The organism is Pseudomonas sp. RC10, assembly GCF_038397775.1.
Taxonomy (GTDB): Bacteria; Pseudomonadota; Gammaproteobacteria; order Pseudomonadales; family Pseudomonadaceae; genus Aquipseudomonas; species Aquipseudomonas bambusae.
The window spans coordinates 834,276-850,491 of record NZ_CP151650.1; the positions used below are offsets into that span (position 1 = coordinate 834,276).

The following is a 16,216-nucleotide window of genomic DNA, read 5'->3' on the forward strand; positions in this document are numbered from 1 at the left end:
AAGCATAGGCGCTCTAACGCAACAGACTGCGCAGCGACCGGGCTGGTTTCACAAAAGCCGTGAAATATTCATCCAGACTGCCTGACCGTTAACGTTTGACGGTATTCAACGCTCGCTCTGCCTGGCTCTTGCGCAGCTTCTGCCAGTGGGCGATGACGCCTTTTGGTGCCCAGATCTGCGGTTCGGAGGCTTCGAAGTTTTCTTCGATTTCCCGCTGCGCGACGATGGCTTTGGCGCTGTCGAAAGCCTGTTGCAAATCGTCGGTTTCCACCAATGCCTTGCCGAACAACGCTTCGCCGAAGTACGTGAAATCGGCCTCTTCCGAGCAGCCAAACGACACGCGATCTTCCCGTGAGGCTGTGATGACCATGGTTTTGTCGTCTTTGATCGCGGGGATGAAGCCGCCGGAATAGCAGGCCGACACGACAACCACCTTGTCGCGATTCTTCAACGGGGCCAGGAGCCCCGCCATTTCGTTCGCCGGCAAGTCCGACAGCTCCAGTCGTGGCTGATCCAGCACCAGTTCGTGCTCATGCGTGCCGTGGCTGGTGAGGTAAATGAAGATCAAGTCTTCAGGGCCGCTGCGCTGCGCGAGGGTTTGCACGGCGCGGGAGATGTTCTCGCGGGTGGCCATTGGACGGTCGGCCATGTGGTCACGGTGATTGACCAGCTCGATCTGCCCAAATGCGCCGAAGCGGGAGGCCAGCAGTTTGTTGACGTAATCGGCTTCGCGCATGAACACGCTCTGCTTCCCGTCGCCGCCCACCACCAGGCTGTACAGCTCGACGGCAGGTGTCGAGGCCGGAACCGCCGCCAGGGTTTTGTCCAAAAGCGGGCCTTGGGCGAGCAATCCGGTTTCCAAAGGATCGGGCAGCAGCTTGCCCATTGCATCGCGCACGCGCTGGCCGTTGGACCAGGTGCCGCTTTGGACACTGCCGTCCGCCGAGGTCAGCACGCCTGAGCCTTGGTAGTTGTCGTTGTCGAATCGGCCCACGTAGACGCTTCCGTCAGGGAGCTGCAAACGGCCTTCGCCCGCGAAACGCCAGTTTTGAAACTGGCCCTGATAGTTGGTGCCGTCAGCGCCGATCAACTCGCCCTTGCCCGAAAAGGCGCCATCCTTGAACTGCCCGGACCACACGTCGCCATCGGCGTTTTCGTAGCGGCCGCGTCCGTTCAATTGGTTGTCGTGAAAGCCGCCGACGTACTGGTCGCCATCGGCGCTGGTGAAGTTGCCGACGCCCTGCAACTGGCCGTTGACGAACTTGCCGCTGAACTGATTCCCCGCGGCGTCGCTGCGCTGGCCTTCGCCGTTGGGTTTGCCGTGGGCGAATTCGCCTTGATATTCGCTGCCGTCTTCCAGCACGAGATGACCCGGCCCGTCGTACAGGTCGGCCTTGAACTGACCGCGATAGCTCATGCCGTGCTCTTTGAGCGTGCCTTCGCCGTCACGGCGCCCCAGTTTGTAGCCGCCAACGTAGCTGCCCGCGCTGGTGGTCAACTGACCCGGACCTTGAAACAGACCATCCTGAAAGCCGCCTTTATAGACGTCGCCGTTGCTGGCGTGCCACTCGCCCTGGCCGTTCCACTGACCGTTCCTGAACTCCCCGGCGTACCAGCTGCCGTTTGGGTAGTCGATGCGGCCCTTGCCTTGCAATACGCCATTGATCACCTCGCCGCGATAGCGACCGCCATCGGGCAGGCGTGCGTCAGGCGGCAATATCGATTCGCCGTCACCGCATGCGGTAATCAGAAGGGTCAGTGCCAGGGGGGCAAGCGCGCGCATGGTAAATCCCGAAAAAGAGGTATTTCGGCGTGATCGGACCGCGAACTTGTGTCCAGTCGCTCACACAGCCGCGCCGAGTATGCCGCAGCCGGGAAGCGTCATGAAACAGTCAGTTACGACTGTTTCATGTTTTGTGAGGTTTATACGAAGCAGAGCGACAGCGGTTCGGCGATGAAGGCGGGCTTGTCCTGACCTTCGATTTCCAGCGTTGCGGTGGCTTTGAGCAGCCACTGGCCGGGCTTCTTCTCGGTAACTTCGGCGAGGGTAACTTTTAGACGAACGCGCGAGTCGACTTTCACTGGCTGGATGAAACGAACGCTGTCCAGCCCATAGTTCACCGCCATCTTCATGCCTTCGGGCATCACCAGCAGCGACTCCATCAGTTTCGGCATCAGCGAGAGTGAGAGGAAGCCGTGGGCGATGGTCGACCCAAACGGCGTTTGCGCGGCCTTGACCGGATCGACGTGAATGAACTGAAAGTCGCCAGTGGCTTCAGCGAACAGGTTGATGCGCGCCTGGTCGATCAGCAGCCAGTCGGAACTTCCCAGTTCCTTGCCTTCATAGCGCTTCAGTTCTGCAACGGGTACATAGGGCATCGATACTCTCCTTGTGGATCGGTGGTGTTTTTCAATCTGACGCGGCGACCGGCGCTTTTATTGCTTCACTCTTTAAGAGTCGCAGCTGATTTTGTAGGAGTGAGCTTGCTCGCGATAGCGGTGTGCCTGTCACAGATTTGTCGCCTGACACACCGCTATCGCGAGCAAGCTCACTCCTACAGGGATGATGTGCTCCGGGCTAAAGATCAGCACGCCGCCCGAGGTTGGTCAAGAATCCTGCACCCCGCGAATACCGTCTCATAGGCCGGTGGGCGGCGTGCTTATAATGTTGCCGCGAATTGGCTGGAGTTTTTTATGTTGTTGAGAGGCCTGACATGGCTTGTGCTGTTCCAGTTGGTGGGAACCGCGTTGAATCATTTGTTTCTGTCGATACTGCCGGGGCCGATCATCGGTCTGGTGCTGTTGATGACTTACCTGATGATCCGGGGTGAGGTCAGCGAACCCATCAGTCTCGCCGCCAGTAGTCTGCTGCGCTATTTGCCTTTGTTGCTGGTGCCGCCCGCCGTGGGCGTCATGGTCTACGCCAGTCAGATCGCTGACGATTTCTGGGCCATTGTAGGGTCACTGGTGTTGTCGTTAATGATCTCGCTCACGTTTGCGGGCTGGCTGATGCAGAAACTCATTGACCGCCAGTCCGCGCGCCGGGAGCCATCATGAATCTGGATTGGCAAGGCGCCTGGCTGTCAGTGATTCACCACCCGCTGTTCGGCATCGCGATCACCCTGGGGGCCTATCAGCTGGTGCTGGCGGGCTATGAGAAAACCCGCTGGGTCTTTTTGCAGCCGGTGCTGGTGTCGATGATCGTTGTCATCGGCGTGCTGGTCGGGTGCGGCCTGGAATACGTTGAATACCGTAAAAGCACTGAAATCCTCAGCATCCTGCTCGGCCCCGCCACGGTGGCGCTGGCGGTGCCGCTGTACTTGAATCTGCGGCGGATTCGGCAGTTGTTCTGGCCGGTCTTGACTACGCTGGTGATTGGCGGCGTGGTGGCGACCGGTTTGTGCCTGATGATCGGGTGGGGGCTGGGCGCCAATCACATGATCCTGATGACCATGGCGCCGAAGTCGGTCACCTCGCCGATCGCCATGCTGGTGGCCGAGCAGATTGGCGGCGTGGCGGCGCTGGCAGCGGTTTTCGTGTTGATCACCGGCGTCATTGGAGGCATATTCGGCCCGGGCCTGTTGACCCTCGCGGGCGTGCACAGCCCTGAAGCGAGAGGCATGGCGTTGGGGCTGACGGCGCACGCGGTCGGCACCTCGGCCGCATTGCAGGAAGGCGAAGAGTGCGGGGCCTTTGCGGCGCTCGCCATGAGTTTGATGGGTGTCGCCACGGCGCTGTTCCTGCCGCTGGCGGTGTCTCTGGTTGCTTGAAGATGGGTGCTTGAGGGTAGGTCTATGTCGTTGCCGCTGTTTCCGCTGAACGCCGTGCTCTTTCCGGGGTGTGTACTCGATTTGCAGATTTTCGAGGCGCGCTACCTGGACATGATCAGCCGCTGCATGAAGCAGGGTGAAGGCTTCGGCGTGGTGTGCATCACCGAGGGCAGTGAAGTCGGTGACGTGCCTGAAGGATTCTCGCAGGTCGGTTGCGAAGCACTGGTGACTGACTTTCAACAGCAGGACAACGGCTTGCTGGGCATTCGCGTAGTGGGCGGTCGACGTTTCCGTGTTGTCAGCGCCGAGGCCCAGCGCGACAACCTGTTGTTGGCGGACGTCGAGTGGCTGGAAGAGCCGCAGGACAAGCCGTTGCAGGAAGAAGATGACGATCTGGTCGCGTTGCTGGCCGCTCTGGCCGAACATCCGATGGTGGCGGCATTGAACATGGGGCTCACGGCCAGTGGGCAGCAATCATTGTCGAACCAGTTGGCGTACCTGCTGCCGTTCGCGGAAGAAGACAAGATCGAACTGCTGGAAATAGACGACGCCGAAGAGCGGCTCGATGCGATTCAGGACCTGCTCGATGAGATGCAGGGGGATATGCAAGCCTGACTTGCATGCACTCCCCTGTGGGAGTGAGCTTGCTCGCGATGACGGCAGGTCATTCAATCCATCTGTGCCTGCCACACCTGATCGCGAGCAAGCTCACTCCTACATGTTCAGCGCTGCGTCAGTATTCGTACCTGATCAACCCATGGGTCAGCGAATGCGCCGCAAACCCACCTAACACCAGAACGATCGCTGGCAATATCAACCACCACACCCGCAACGGCAGCGCAGGCAACGACTGTTTGTTCTGCACGAATGCCAGGCTCGTCGCGCAGGTAAAAAACGCCAGCAGCATCCCCGCCAGCACATCCGTAGGCCAGTGCACGCCCAGATAAACCCGCGACACGCAAATCGACGCCGCCGGGATCACCCCCAGCGCCAGCCACGTCAATCGCAATCGCGCCGGTTGCCCGCGACCCGCCAGCACTGCCAGCGTCATGAACAGCGCAAACGAAGCCGAAGCATGTCCGCTGGGCATGCTGTACGTCACCAGTGGCTCGGCAAGAACCTCGGGGCGGGCACGAGCGAAGGTGTTTTTCATGGTCTGGTTGAGGATGGCCGCACCCAGCGTCGTCGAGCAGGCGAAGATCGCATGACGCCACTGGCGGGTGGCCACCAGAATGAGCAGCAGCACGGCAGCTGCACAAAACTGGGTTCTGAAATCCCCCAAGCCAGTCACCAGCACCACGAAGTTTTCCGCGGCGGCGCTGCGATGCTCCTGCACCAATGTCATGACGCCTTGGTCGAGGTGCGCCAGATACGGCCAGCCGAGAAACACCGCGATCAGCAGGATCAAGCTGAGCACGGCGATCAGCCGAATGGCGTAGGGCTTGCCTTGCACGCTGGCATGAATGGCGACGCCCAGGGACACCGCCAGCGCGGCAGCGACCACGCCGGCCTCGGGCCAGAAGCCTTCCGGCAGCGGCAAGCGAAAGGCTGCCCCGGTCGCCCAGCCGGGCAGGATGTACGCCACCGACCAGCCCGCCGCCGCGATGACGCTGACGGCCGCGAAGCGCACGAACGGCATGTCGCACATCCCGGCCACCATCGGCAGCATGGGGCGCAATGGACCAATGAAGCGACCGACCAGAAGGCTTGCGATGCCGTAGCGCTGAAAGTAGGTCTCCGCCCCCGCGATCCATTCGGGGTGATGCCTCAATCCAGGAAGCCGTCGAATGTTCTGGTGGAAACGTCGCCCCAGAAAGTAAGAAATGAAGTCACCCAGCAAACCGCCGAGGAAACCCAGCAGCAGCGCTTCGCTCAGGGGCAGGATGCCACTGCCCGCCAATGCGGCGATCGCGAACAGCGCGACGGTGCCGGGCACGATGATTCCAGCAATGGCCATGCATTCGAGAAACGACACGAGAAAGACCGCTGCGCCCAGCCAGGAGGGGTTGGCGCTCAGCCATGAAGTAATGCCGTCGAGCCATGAGCCCATGGGTCAGTTTCCTTGCTCGATGATGAAGTAGTCGCGGCCTTCGACTTGGCCACGTCGTAACGGGTTCCGCGTGCAGAAACGCGCGTACGCGGCATCCACGAAGCGGTACATCAGGTGTTCGTCTCGACCGGAGGGAATCCCGAGGCGAGTGGCCTGGATGATGCGCTCAGGCGGCTGGCCCACGTCTTCCACGAAAATCTGCTCGTGATCGAAGCGCTTGCCGTCCCACATCGGCACTTTCAGAACCAGTGCCTTGCACAGCAGCGTCTGCCCCGCGCACAGCCGCTCGGGTGCTCGCAGATTGCCGCTGGCGTCGGGATTGTTCAGCTGCATCTGCGCGAGGCTGTTTTCATCGGAGAAGGCGTCGACCCACGGATAGGCCGATTTGATCAGCACGGCGTTGCCTGGCCCTCCGGCGCTGAAGTTCAGCGAATCGCCACCCCTGGCGTAATACATATAGATGTGGCCGCCATCCAGAAACAAAGCCTTACGTTTTTCTGTGTAGCCCAAGGACGCATGGCTGCCTTTTTCCTCCAGGTAATAGGCCTCTGTCTCTATGATGCGTGCCGACAGCCATAATTCGCCGACCTTGTGCCGAACAACCTTGCCCAGCAAATCGCGGGCGAGGGTCTGGGCATCGCGGTTGAAGAAACTGTCGGGCAAGGCGCGGTGGGCGTGATCGGGCATGGGCGGGCAACGTGAAGGTGTGGCTGGCGATGATAGCAACCCCGGCCTTAATTGCAGCTGAATGGCTGCACGCCGTTCTCGCACGTTGATCGTTCCCACAGAAGCTCCGGAAACCGACTGCATTCCTTCGACAAATCCGGCCTATTTCGACCATCCGCCTGTCGCCGCTGTCGTTCGTCACGCCCGACAGCTATAATCGGCCGCTTTCTTCTCTGCCAAGACCTCTGAGACCATGACTGAGTCCGTTCTTGACTACATGACCCGTCTGGGTCGCGCCGCCCGCGAAGCTTCGCGCGTGATCGGCCGCGCCAGCACCGCGCAGAAAAACCGCGCCCTGGCCGCCACCGCCGCTGCGCTGGATGCTGCCCGCGACGAACTGACCGCTGCCAATGAGCAGGATCTGGCGGCTGGTCGCGCCAACGGTCTGGAACCCGCACTGCTTGAACGTCTCGCCCTGACCCCGGCTCGCATCGACAGTATGATCGCCGGTTTGCGTCAGGTCGCCAGTCTGCCGGACCCGATTGGCACTATTCGTGACATGAACTTTCAGCCTTCGGGCATTCAGGTCGGCAAGATGCGCGTTCCACTGGGCGTGGTCGGCATCATCTATGAGTCGCGTCCGAACGTGACCATCGACGCCGCCAGCCTGTGCCTCAAGTCCGGCAACGCCACCATCCTGCGCGGCGGCTCCGAAGCCATTCACTCCAACCGTGCCATTGCCGCCTGCATCCAGCGCGGTCTCGATGACGCCGGTCTGCCTGCCGCCGTCGTGCAAGTCGTCGAGACCACCGACCGCGCTGCCGTGGGCGCCTTGATCACCATGCCGGAATACGTGGACGTCATCGTTCCTCGTGGCGGCAAGGGTTTGATCGAGCGCGTCAGTCGCGATGCCAAAGTGCCGGTCATCAAACACCTGGATGGCATCTGCCACGTTTACGTCAGTGCCCACGCAGATCTCGCGGCCGCCCAGCGCATTGCATTCAATGCCAAGACCTATCGCTACGGCATCTGCGGTGCGATGGAAACGCTGCTGGTCGATCAGGCCATCGCCGCTGATTTCCTGCCGCAAATGGCTGCCCAGTTCCGCGAGAAAGGCGTCGAATTGCGCGGTTGCGAGCGCACCCGTGAGCTGATTGAAGCCATCCCCGCAACCGAAGAAGACTGGCACACCGAATACCTGGCCCCGATCCTCTCGATCCGCATCGTGACCGGGCTGGATCAGGCCATCGAACACATCAACCACTACGGCTCGCACCACAGCGACGCAATCATCTCCGACTCTCAGGCTCAGACCCGTCGTTTCATGGCCGAAGTCGATTCCAGTTCGGTGATGATCAATGCGCCGACCAGTTTTGCGGACGGCTTCGAATACGGCCTTGGTGCTGAAATCGGGATTTCCACCGACAAGATTCACGCGCGTGGCCCGGTCGGTCTTGAAGGCCTGACGTGCGAGAAGTACATCGTGGTGGGCGACGGTCGTCAGCTGCGCGGGCAGGGGCCTGCCTGACTTGGCCGACGTTCGGCAGCACGCAGGCAATGATGCGAACGCTGTGGCCGAGCCTGCCGGAGAAGGGGTTTCTGTCTCACGCACGCCGAGACGTATCGGGATGCTGGGCGGGACGTTCGATCCTGTGCACATCGGTCATTTGCGCGGCGCACTGGAAGTGGCCGCGTTGCTTGAACTCGATGAGTTACGCCTGACGCCCAGCGCCAGGCCGCCTCATCGCGACACGCCCAGTGTGTCGGCGCAGGACCGTCTCGCGATGGTCCAGAGTGCTGTCCAGGGCGTTTCGCCATTGACGGTGGATGACCGCGAACTGTTGCGGGACAAGCCGTCGTACACCATCGACACGCTGGAATCGATGCGCGCTGAGCTGGCCGTCGATGATCAGCTGTTTTTGTTGCTGGGATGGGACGCCTTTTGCGGGCTGCCCACCTGGCATCGTTGGGAAGAGTTGCTGGAGCACTGCCATATCGTGGTGCTGCAACGCCCGGACGCCGACAGCGAGTCGCCGGACGCCATGCGTAACCTGCTGGCGGCGCGCGCAGTCAGTGACCCGAAAGCCCTGAAAGGGCCTGGCGGACACATTACATTCGTCTGGCAGACGCCGCTTTCGGTGTCTGCCACCCAGATCCGCCACCTGCTGGCCAGCGGGAAGTCGGTACGTTTTCTGGTGCCAGACGCAGTACTGGCCTACATCGAGGCACACGGGCTGTACCGTGCGCCCAATTGAAACTGAATGAGTTTTTTATGACACAGCAAAAAATCACCCTTTCCGGCGAAACGCTGGTTGAACTGGCCAAGGCTGCGCTCGAAGACGTCAAGGCCCTGGACATCCTGGTCATCGACGTCAAGGACAAGCACAGCCTGACCGACTACATGGTGATCGCCACCGGTACGTCGAACCGTCAGATCAACGCGATGCTCGACAAGGTTCGCGAGAACGTCAAAGCCAAGGGCGCGCAGCCTCTGGGCGAAGAAGGCAAAGGCGAGAGCGACTGGGTGCTGCTCGACCTGGGCGACGTGATCGTACACATGATGACCGCCGCCGCTCGTCAGTTCTACGACCTGGAACGCCTGTGGCAGGGCGCCGAGCAGAGCCGTGCCGCCAGCGGCGCGCACCACAGCCCGGAAACGCCGCACGAGCATTTCGACAAGCTCAGCAAAGATCAGAACTAAGGGTTCGTTGTGCGCCTGCGTCTGATTGCTGTCGGTTCACGCATGCCCAAGTGGGTGGAAGAGGGTTGGCACGAGTATGCCAAGCGTCTGCCATCCGAGCTGGCCCTTGAACTGGTAGAGATTCCGCTCAACACCCGAGGCAAGAACGCCGACGTGGCACGCCTGATCCGACAGGAAGGCGAGGCCATGCTGGCGAAAGTGCAACCGGGCGAGCGGATCGTCACGCTTGAGGTTCACGGCAAGCCGTGGAGCACCGAGCAGCTGGCAACGGAGCTTGATCGCTGGCGACTGGATTCGCGCACGGTCAACCTTATGGTGGGCGGTCCGGAAGGACTGGCGCCAGAGGTGTGCGCCCGCGCCGAGCAGCGTTGGTCGTTGTCGCCGTTGACGTTGCCGCACCCGTTGGTGCGCATCCTAATCGGTGAGCAGATTTATCGTGCCTGGACGGTATTGTCCGGTCACCCTTATCACAAGTAGCGCTGCTGCCTTCACTGTGAACACGCCCTAAATGTCTCAGCCGATTCGCCTGAAAGACCACGAAAAGGACGCACGCCTTGTGCGCAACCGGGTCGTGGTCGGTGCTGTGATCGTGATCGTGCTGATCTGCGTGCTGGTGGCGCGTCTGTATTTTCTGCAGGTCATTCAGTACGAGTACCACTCGACGCTGTCGGAAAACAACCGGGTGCATGTGCAGCCGATCCCGCCAAGCCGCGGGCTGATTTTCGACCGCAACGGCGTGGTCATCGCCGACAACCGGCCCAGTTTCAACCTGAGCATGACCCGCGAGCGTTCGGGCGGGGAGTGGGCGAAGGTGCTCGACACCATCGTTGAGGTGCTGGAGCTCACGCCGGATGACCGGATCATCTTCGAGAAACGCATGAAGCAGGGGCGCCGGCCATTCGAGCCGGTGCCGATCCTGTTTGAGTTGACCGAAGAGCAGATCGCCCGCATCGCCGTGAATCAGTTCCGCCTGCCAGGCGTCGAGGTGGTCGCGCAATTGATGCGCCACTACCCGCAGGGCGCGCACTTCGCGCATTCGGTCGGCTACATGGGTCGGATCAACGAGAAAGAGCTGAAAAGCCTCGATTCGGTGAATTACAGCGGCACCCACCACATGGGTAAGACCGGCATCGAGCGTTTCTACGAACCGGAGCTGCACGGTCAGGTCGGTTACGAAGAAGTCGAAACCAACGCCCGTGGCCGTGTGTTGCGCGTGCTGAAACGTACCGATCCAGTCCCCGGCAAAGACATTGTCCTGAGCCTCGACATTCAATTGCAGGAAGCGGCCGAAGCCGCATTGGCCGGACGTCGCGGTGCGGTCGTGGCGCTGGACCCGAACACCGGTGAAGTGCTGGCAATGGTCAGTCAGCCGAGTTTCGACCCGAATCTGTTCGTCACCGGCATCAGCTTCAAGGCGTATTCAGAGTTGCGGGATTCGGTGGACCGTCCGCTGTTCAACCGCATTCTGCGCGGCCTGTACCCACCGGGCTCGACCATCAAGCCCGCCGTGGCCATTGCGGGCCTGGACTCCGGCGTCGTCACCGCCAGCACGCGGGTGTTCGACCCCGGCTACTACATGCTGCCCAATTACGATCACAAATACCGTAACTGGAACCGCACGGGTGACGGCTGGGTCGATCTGGACACCGCGATCATGCGCTCCAACGACACCTATTTTTACGACCTCGCGCACAAGGTCGGCATTGATCGGCTGTCTGCGTACCTGAACAAGTTCGGCATCGGGCAGAAGGTCTCGCTGGACATGTTCGAGGAGTCTCCGGGCCTGATGCCGTCCCGAGACTGGAAGCGCATCACCCGTCGTCAGGCCTGGTTCCCGGGCGAGACGCTGATTCTCGGGATTGGTCAGGGCTACATGCAGGCCACCCCGCTGCAACTGGCGCAGGCAACTGCGCTGGTGGCAAACAAGGGCAAATGGAATCGTCCACATTTGGCCAGGACCATTGAAGGCCAGAAGCCAGTGGATGAAAACCCGATGCCTGACATCGTGCTGCGCGATCCGTCCGACTGGGCGAAGGTCAATCACGGCATGCAACAGGTCATGCACGGCGCCCGGGGCACTGCGCGCAAAGCCGCGATTGGTGCGCAGTACCGCATTGCGGGCAAGAGCGGTACGGCCCAGGTTGTGGCCATTCGTCAGGGCGAAAAATACGACCGCTCGAAAGTGCAGGAACGTCACCGCGACCACGCCCTGTTCGTGGGCTTTGCGCCTGCCGACAACCCGAAAATCGTTGTGGCGGTCATGATTGAAAACGGTGAGTCCGGCTCCGGCGCCGCGGCTCCCGTGGTGCGACAGGTCATGGATGCCTGGCTGCTGGACCCGCAAGGTCGTCTGAAACCTGAATACGCCGCCAACACACAGCCTCCGGAGACCGCGGCCCGTGAAGAGTAATTTCGACCGCATCCTCTCAAGCGAAGACGTGATGCGCCGACGCGCCACGTTCCTGCAGAAAATCCATGTCGATGGCCCGCTGCTGATCCTGTTGCTCACGCTGGCCGCTGGCAGCCTGTTCGTCCTGTATTCCGCCAGCGGCAAGAGCTGGGACCTGTTGATCAAACAGACCACGTCGTTTGGTATCGGGCTGGTGTCGATGTTTGTCATTGCCCAACTGGAGCCGCGTTTCATGGCGCGCTGGGTGCCGATTGCCTACGTCCTCGGCGTGCTGTTACTGGTGGCGGTGGACGTGATGGGCCACAACGCGATGGGCGCGACCCGCTGGATCAACATTCCGGGGGTGATTCGCTTCCAGCCGTCGGAATTCATGAAGATCATCATGCCGGCGACCATCGCCTGGTACCTGTCCAAACGCACGCTGCCGCCGCACTTGAAGCATGTCGCTGTGAGCCTCGCGCTGATCGGCCTGCCGTTCATTCTGATCGTGCGCCAACCGGACCTCGGCACGTCGCTGCTGATTCTGGCGTCCGGGACGTTCGTGTTGTTCATGGCCGGTTTGCGCTGGCGCTGGATCATCGGCGTGATCGCGGCCGCCGTGCCAGTGGCCGTGGCGATGTGGTTCTTCTTCATGCACGACTATCAGAAGCAGCGAATCCTCACGTTCCTCGACCCGGAAAGCGATCCGCTGGGCACCGGCTGGAATATTATTCAGTCCAAAGCCGCCATCGGTTCGGGCGGCGTGTTCGGTAAAGGCTGGCTGCTCGGCACCCAGTCGCACCTGGACTTCCTGCCTGAAAGCCACACCGACTTCATCATCGCGGTACTGGGCGAAGAGTTCGGCCTGGTGGGGATCTGTGCGCTGCTGTTGATCTATCTGTTGCTGATCGGTCGCGGGCTGGTGATCACTGCGCAGGCGCAGACGCTCTACGGCAAGTTGCTCGCGGGTAGCCTGACCATGACGTTTTTTGTTTACGTTTTCGTCAACATCGGTATGGTCAGCGGTCTGCTGCCGGTCGTGGGGGTGCCGTTGCCCTTCATTAGTTACGGCGGAACTTCGCTGGTGACGCTGCTGTCAGCGTTTGGGGTTTTGATGTCGATCCATACCCACCGCAAGTGGATCGCTCAGGTTTGATTAAGGTGAACAACTCAATGCAAGTAGTGCGTGGCTGGGCTGCTCGATATGCGCCGCTGGTCGGTCTGATGGGCATCCTCGGGTCCGTGCAGGAATCGCTTGCCGGTGATTATGAAGGCTCGCCTCAGGTCGCCCAGTTCGTCAGCGACATGACCCGGGATTACGGGTTCGCGGGCGAACAGTTGATCGAAGTTTTTCGCAACGTCGAGCGTAAACAGTCGATTCTCGACGCGATTTCCCGCCCCGCCGAACGGGTGAAGCCGTGGAAGGATTACCGCCCGATGTTCCTCACCGAGGCGCGCATCGCACGGGGTGTGGATTTCTGGCGGCAGCATGAGGCGACCCTTGCACGCGCCGAGCAGGAATACGGCGTGCCGGCGCAGGTGATCGTGGCGATCATCGGTGTTGAGACGTTTTTTGGACGCAATACCGGAAATTATCGGGTGATCGATGCATTATCGACCCTGAGTTTCGATTACCCTCCGCGTGCTGACTTCTTTCGCAAAGAGCTGCGCGAGTACCTGTTGCTGTCGCGTGAGGAGCAGGTTGACCCGCTGACGCTCAAGGGCTCGTATGCCGGGGCGATGGGGTTGCCGCAGTTCATGCCGAGCAGTTTCCGGGCGTATGCGGTGGATTTCGACGGCGACGGCCACATCAACATCTGGAACGACCCGGATGATGCAATCGGCAGCGTCGCGAGTTACTTCAAGCGTCACGGCTGGGTCGCGGGTGAACCCGTGGTCAGTCTGGCGACCGTGCGCGGTGACCGTGCCGATGAGGGGCTGAGTCCCGGAATCGAGCCGGTAAAGACCGTCGGGGAGTTGCGAGCCTTGGGGTGGGCGAGTCATGATGCGCTGCGCGATGATATGCCGGTCACGGCGTTTCGCCTCGAAGGCGACAAAGGCCCTGAATACTGGATGGGTTTGAAGAATTTTTACGCAATCACGCGTTACAACCGCAGCGTGATGTACGCCATGGCCGTGCATCAGCTGTCTGAACTGCTTGTTCAAGCTCGGGGCGTCAAGTAATGCGGTCATTGCCGATCAAACAACCATTGAAGCTGATGGCCTTCACGGCGCTGACATTGCTCGTCGTCAGTTGCTCCACCAGTCGACCGACGCAGCAAGGCAACATCATCCGCTCGCAGCCGGGACTGGACATCAATCGGGCACACAAAGATGGCGCTCCGTGGTGGGACGTCGACGTTTCGCGCATCCCTGATGCCGTGCCGACCCTGCACACTGGCCCTTATAAAGCCAACCCATACACCGTGCTCGGCAAAACGTATTTCCCGCTGACCGATTCCGCGAGCTACAGCCAGACCGGCACCGCGTCGTGGTACGGCACCAAGTTCCATGGCCAGAACACCGCCAACGGCGAAGTGTATGACCTGTACGGCATGAGCGCGGCGCACAAGACCTTGCCGCTGCCGAGCTACGTTCGCGTGACCAACCTGGACAACAATCGCACGGTGATCCTGCGGGTCAACGACCGTGGACCGTTCTATTCAGACCGGATCATCGACCTGTCCTACGCCGCCGCCAAGAAACTCGGGTATGCCGAGATCGGCACGGCGCGCGTGAAAGTCGAAGGCATCGACCCCGCTCAATATTGGGCCCAGCGTGGCAAGCCTGCGCCGTTGATGCTGGATCAGCCGCAAGTTGCGATCAGCGGTCCGACCGCCAGGCCACAACCTGCTGCGCCGGTGATCACGGCATCGGCGGGTACCATCGAACAATGGACGCCACCACCGCAGCAGCACGCCGCACCCGTATCGCCTGTACCGATCGACGCAAAAAAAAACGCTTCCGGACAAGTGTCTGGGCTGTTTCTCCAAGTGGGAGCCTTCGCCAACCCGGACGCTGCGGAACTCCTGAGGTCGAAACTGAGCGGGATGGTTCGGGCCCCGGTTTTCGTGAGCTCGATAGCGCGCAATCAACAGACGCTCTATCGCGTGCGGATGGGACCGGTCGACACGCCGGGTGAAGCCCAGCAACTGCAGAACAGCGTCAGGTCGGCGAACCTGGGGTCGCCGAGCGTCGTGACGTCTGATCAGTAAAAAAAGGATCGATGATTCGAACCTTGGCAACGAGGCCGGATCAGAACTGGCCTGACGGACGACTGGCCGTCAGCGCGAGCGTTGTCAGCAGCATTTCACGGGGGCATCTGTAGAATGTCACCCCGTTCGCCAGGGTAGCCTGGCATTACCGCTTTGCCCGCGAGGGCATGTTTGCCCATTAGCAATTTCGAGAGACGGATGAACATCACCACCTTTGCAAAACGCCTTTGCCTTTTAATCCCGCTTTTCACCGCGCCTGCCGTGTTTGCGGCAGAGCAGATGACGCCATCGGCACCGCAACTGGCTGCCAAGGCGTACGTGCTGATGGACGCCAACAGCGGTAACGTGCTGGTCGAGAACAACGGCGATCAGAAGCTGCCTCCGGCCAGCCTGACCAAGCTGATGACCGCCTACATCGCGACTCTGGAAATCCGTCGCGGGCAAATCGGCGAAAACGATCCAGTGACCGTTAGCGAAAACGCCTGGCGCACCGGCGGTTCACGGATGTTCATCAAGGTGGGTAGCCAGGTGACCGTCAGCGACCTGCTGCACGGCATCATCATTCAATCCGGTAACGACGCCAGCGTGGCGCTGTCCGAGCACATCGCAGGCAGTGAAGACGCGTTCGCCGACATGATGAACAAGACCGCTGGCGACCTGGGCATGGTCAACAGCCACTTCATGAACCCGACCGGCCTGCCGAATCCTGATCATTACGCCACCGCCCACGATATGGCGCTGCTGGCCCGTGCGATCATCCACGAAGACCCGGCTCACTATGCGATCTACTCGCAGAAAGAGTTCTTCTGGAACGGCATCAAACAGCCAAACCGTAACCTGCTGCTGTGGCGCGACAAGACCGTTGACGGTCTGAAAACCGGCCACACCGAAGAAGCGGGCTACTGCATGGTGTCCTCGGCCGTCCGTGATGGTATGCGCCTGATCGCCGTGGTCTTCGGCACCAACAGCGAACAAGCCCGTGCCGCCGAAACCCAGAAGCTGCTGACCTACGGTTTCCGTTTCTTCGAAACCCAGACCTTCTACCAGAAGGGCACCGAACTGGCTCAAGCGCCGGTCTGGAAAGGCACCGAGCGTCAGATCAAGGCCGGCCTGGCTGAAGATCTGTCCATGACCATGCCTAAAGGCGAGATGAAGAAGCTCACCGCCAGCATAAGCATCAACCCGAAACTGGTTGCGCCTATCGCCAAGGGCGACGTGATCGGCCAGGTTGAAGTGAAACTGGAAGACAAGGTCGTGCGCACCGCTAATCTCATCGCCATGGACTCCGTTGAGGAAGGTGGTATCTTCCGCCGCCTGTGGGACAGCATTCGCATGTTCTTCTACAGTCTGTTCAACTGATCACGGGTTACTCACCGACTGACCGTTGACCCTATGCCCCTGCCGCTGATCGCGGTGGGGGACTGT

At 60.8% G+C, this 16,216-nt stretch carries 16 protein-coding genes; 12 read left to right on the forward strand and 4 right to left on the reverse strand.

Translation table 11 applies throughout. From position 1 onward, the window contains the following. Positions 1-88: 88 nt before the first annotated feature. Both AAEO81_RS03810 and AAEO81_RS03815 read right to left on the reverse strand, forming a co-directional pair. Positions 89-1,783 (reverse strand): C13 family peptidase, encoded by a 1,695-nt coding sequence (locus AAEO81_RS03810; protein ID WP_166597467.1) that lies wholly within the window; start codon positions 1,781-1,783, stop codon positions 89-91. A gap of 140 nt (positions 1,784-1,923) precedes the next feature. Next, positions 1,924-2,379, reverse strand: a complete 456-nt coding sequence (locus AAEO81_RS03815; RefSeq protein ID WP_341961731.1) for a MaoC family dehydratase — start codon at positions 2,377-2,379, stop codon at positions 1,924-1,926. Between the two features lie 315 nt (positions 2,380-2,694). Here AAEO81_RS03815 and AAEO81_RS03820 point away from each other — a divergent pair, with 315 nt between their 5' ends. Genes AAEO81_RS03820 through AAEO81_RS03830 form a run of 3 tightly spaced genes read left to right on the forward strand, consistent with a single transcriptional unit; the run spans position 2,695 to position 4,385 of the window. Further along, positions 2,695-3,057, forward strand: a complete 363-nt coding sequence (locus AAEO81_RS03820) for a CidA/LrgA family protein (RefSeq protein ID WP_166597469.1) — start codon at positions 2,695-2,697, stop codon at positions 3,055-3,057. Next, positions 3,054-3,770, forward strand: a complete 717-nt coding sequence (locus tag AAEO81_RS03825) for an LrgB family protein (RefSeq protein WP_341961732.1) — start codon at positions 3,054-3,056, stop codon at positions 3,768-3,770. The genes AAEO81_RS03820 and AAEO81_RS03825 overlap by 4 nt, the downstream gene beginning before the upstream one ends. A 24-nt stretch (positions 3,771-3,794) precedes the next feature. After that, positions 3,795-4,385 (forward strand): LON peptidase substrate-binding domain-containing protein, encoded by a 591-nt coding sequence (locus AAEO81_RS03830; RefSeq protein ID WP_341961733.1) that lies wholly within the window; start codon positions 3,795-3,797, stop codon positions 4,383-4,385. Positions 4,386-4,503: 118 nt separating this feature from the next. On the opposite strand, the gene AAEO81_RS03835 is transcribed toward AAEO81_RS03830, so the two are convergent. Both AAEO81_RS03835 and AAEO81_RS03840 read right to left on the reverse strand, forming a co-directional pair. Continuing rightward, a complete protein-coding gene (locus AAEO81_RS03835) occupies positions 4,504-5,820 on the reverse strand; it encodes a bifunctional DedA family/phosphatase PAP2 family protein (RefSeq protein ID WP_341961735.1) in 1,317 nt (438 codons plus the stop codon). Between the two features lie 3 nt (positions 5,821-5,823). Next, positions 5,824-6,507: a DNA-3-methyladenine glycosylase gene (locus AAEO81_RS03840; protein ID WP_341961737.1), complete on the reverse strand. Its 684-nt coding sequence runs from the start codon at positions 6,505-6,507 to the stop codon at positions 5,824-5,826. Between the two features lie 232 nt (positions 6,508-6,739). Between AAEO81_RS03840 and AAEO81_RS03845 the strand changes: the two genes are divergently transcribed. The 9 genes from AAEO81_RS03845 (at position 6,740) to AAEO81_RS03885 (ending at position 16,150) form a co-directional block, all read left to right on the forward strand. Then, positions 6,740-8,014: a glutamate-5-semialdehyde dehydrogenase gene (locus AAEO81_RS03845; RefSeq protein WP_341961739.1), complete on the forward strand. Its 1,275-nt coding sequence runs from the start codon at positions 6,740-6,742 to the stop codon at positions 8,012-8,014. A 43-nt stretch (positions 8,015-8,057) separates the two neighbouring features. Further along, positions 8,058-8,741, forward strand: a complete 684-nt coding sequence (gene nadD, locus AAEO81_RS03850; RefSeq protein WP_341964455.1) for a nicotinate-nucleotide adenylyltransferase — start codon at positions 8,058-8,060, stop codon at positions 8,739-8,741. A 17-nt stretch (positions 8,742-8,758) separates the two neighbouring features. Further along, positions 8,759-9,187, forward strand: a complete 429-nt coding sequence (gene rsfS, locus AAEO81_RS03855) for a ribosome silencing factor (RefSeq protein ID WP_341961740.1) — start codon at positions 8,759-8,761, stop codon at positions 9,185-9,187. A gap of 9 nt (positions 9,188-9,196) precedes the next feature. Further along, entirely contained in the window at positions 9,197-9,664 is a 468-nt protein-coding gene (rlmH, locus tag AAEO81_RS03860) for a 23S rRNA (pseudouridine(1915)-N(3))-methyltransferase RlmH (RefSeq protein ID WP_166597476.1), read from the forward strand. Positions 9,665-9,695: 31 nt separating this feature from the next. Then, positions 9,696-11,597: a penicillin-binding protein 2 gene (gene mrdA, locus AAEO81_RS03865; RefSeq protein WP_341961741.1), complete on the forward strand. Its 1,902-nt coding sequence runs from the start codon at positions 9,696-9,698 to the stop codon at positions 11,595-11,597. A gap of 31 nt (positions 11,598-11,628) precedes the next feature. Continuing rightward, complete coding sequence (gene rodA, locus AAEO81_RS03870) at positions 11,629-12,732, forward strand: rod shape-determining protein RodA (protein ID WP_166597533.1); 1,104 nt, start codon at positions 11,629-11,631, stop codon at positions 12,730-12,732. A 17-nt stretch (positions 12,733-12,749) separates the two neighbouring features. Next, entirely contained in the window at positions 12,750-13,760 is a 1,011-nt protein-coding gene (gene mltB, locus AAEO81_RS03875) for a lytic murein transglycosylase B (RefSeq protein WP_341961742.1), read from the forward strand. Next, positions 13,760-14,791 carry a septal ring lytic transglycosylase RlpA family protein gene (locus tag AAEO81_RS03880; RefSeq protein WP_166597479.1) on the forward strand — a complete coding sequence of 344 codons (1,032 nt, stop codon included), beginning with the start codon at positions 13,760-13,762 and terminating at the stop codon, positions 14,789-14,791. Before mltB ends, AAEO81_RS03880 begins: the two co-directional genes overlap by 1 nt. Before the next feature lie 198 nt (positions 14,792-14,989). Further along, a complete protein-coding gene (locus AAEO81_RS03885; RefSeq protein ID WP_341961743.1) occupies positions 14,990-16,150 on the forward strand; it encodes a D-alanyl-D-alanine carboxypeptidase family protein in 1,161 nt (386 codons plus the stop codon). Positions 16,151-16,216 lie beyond the last annotated feature (66 nt).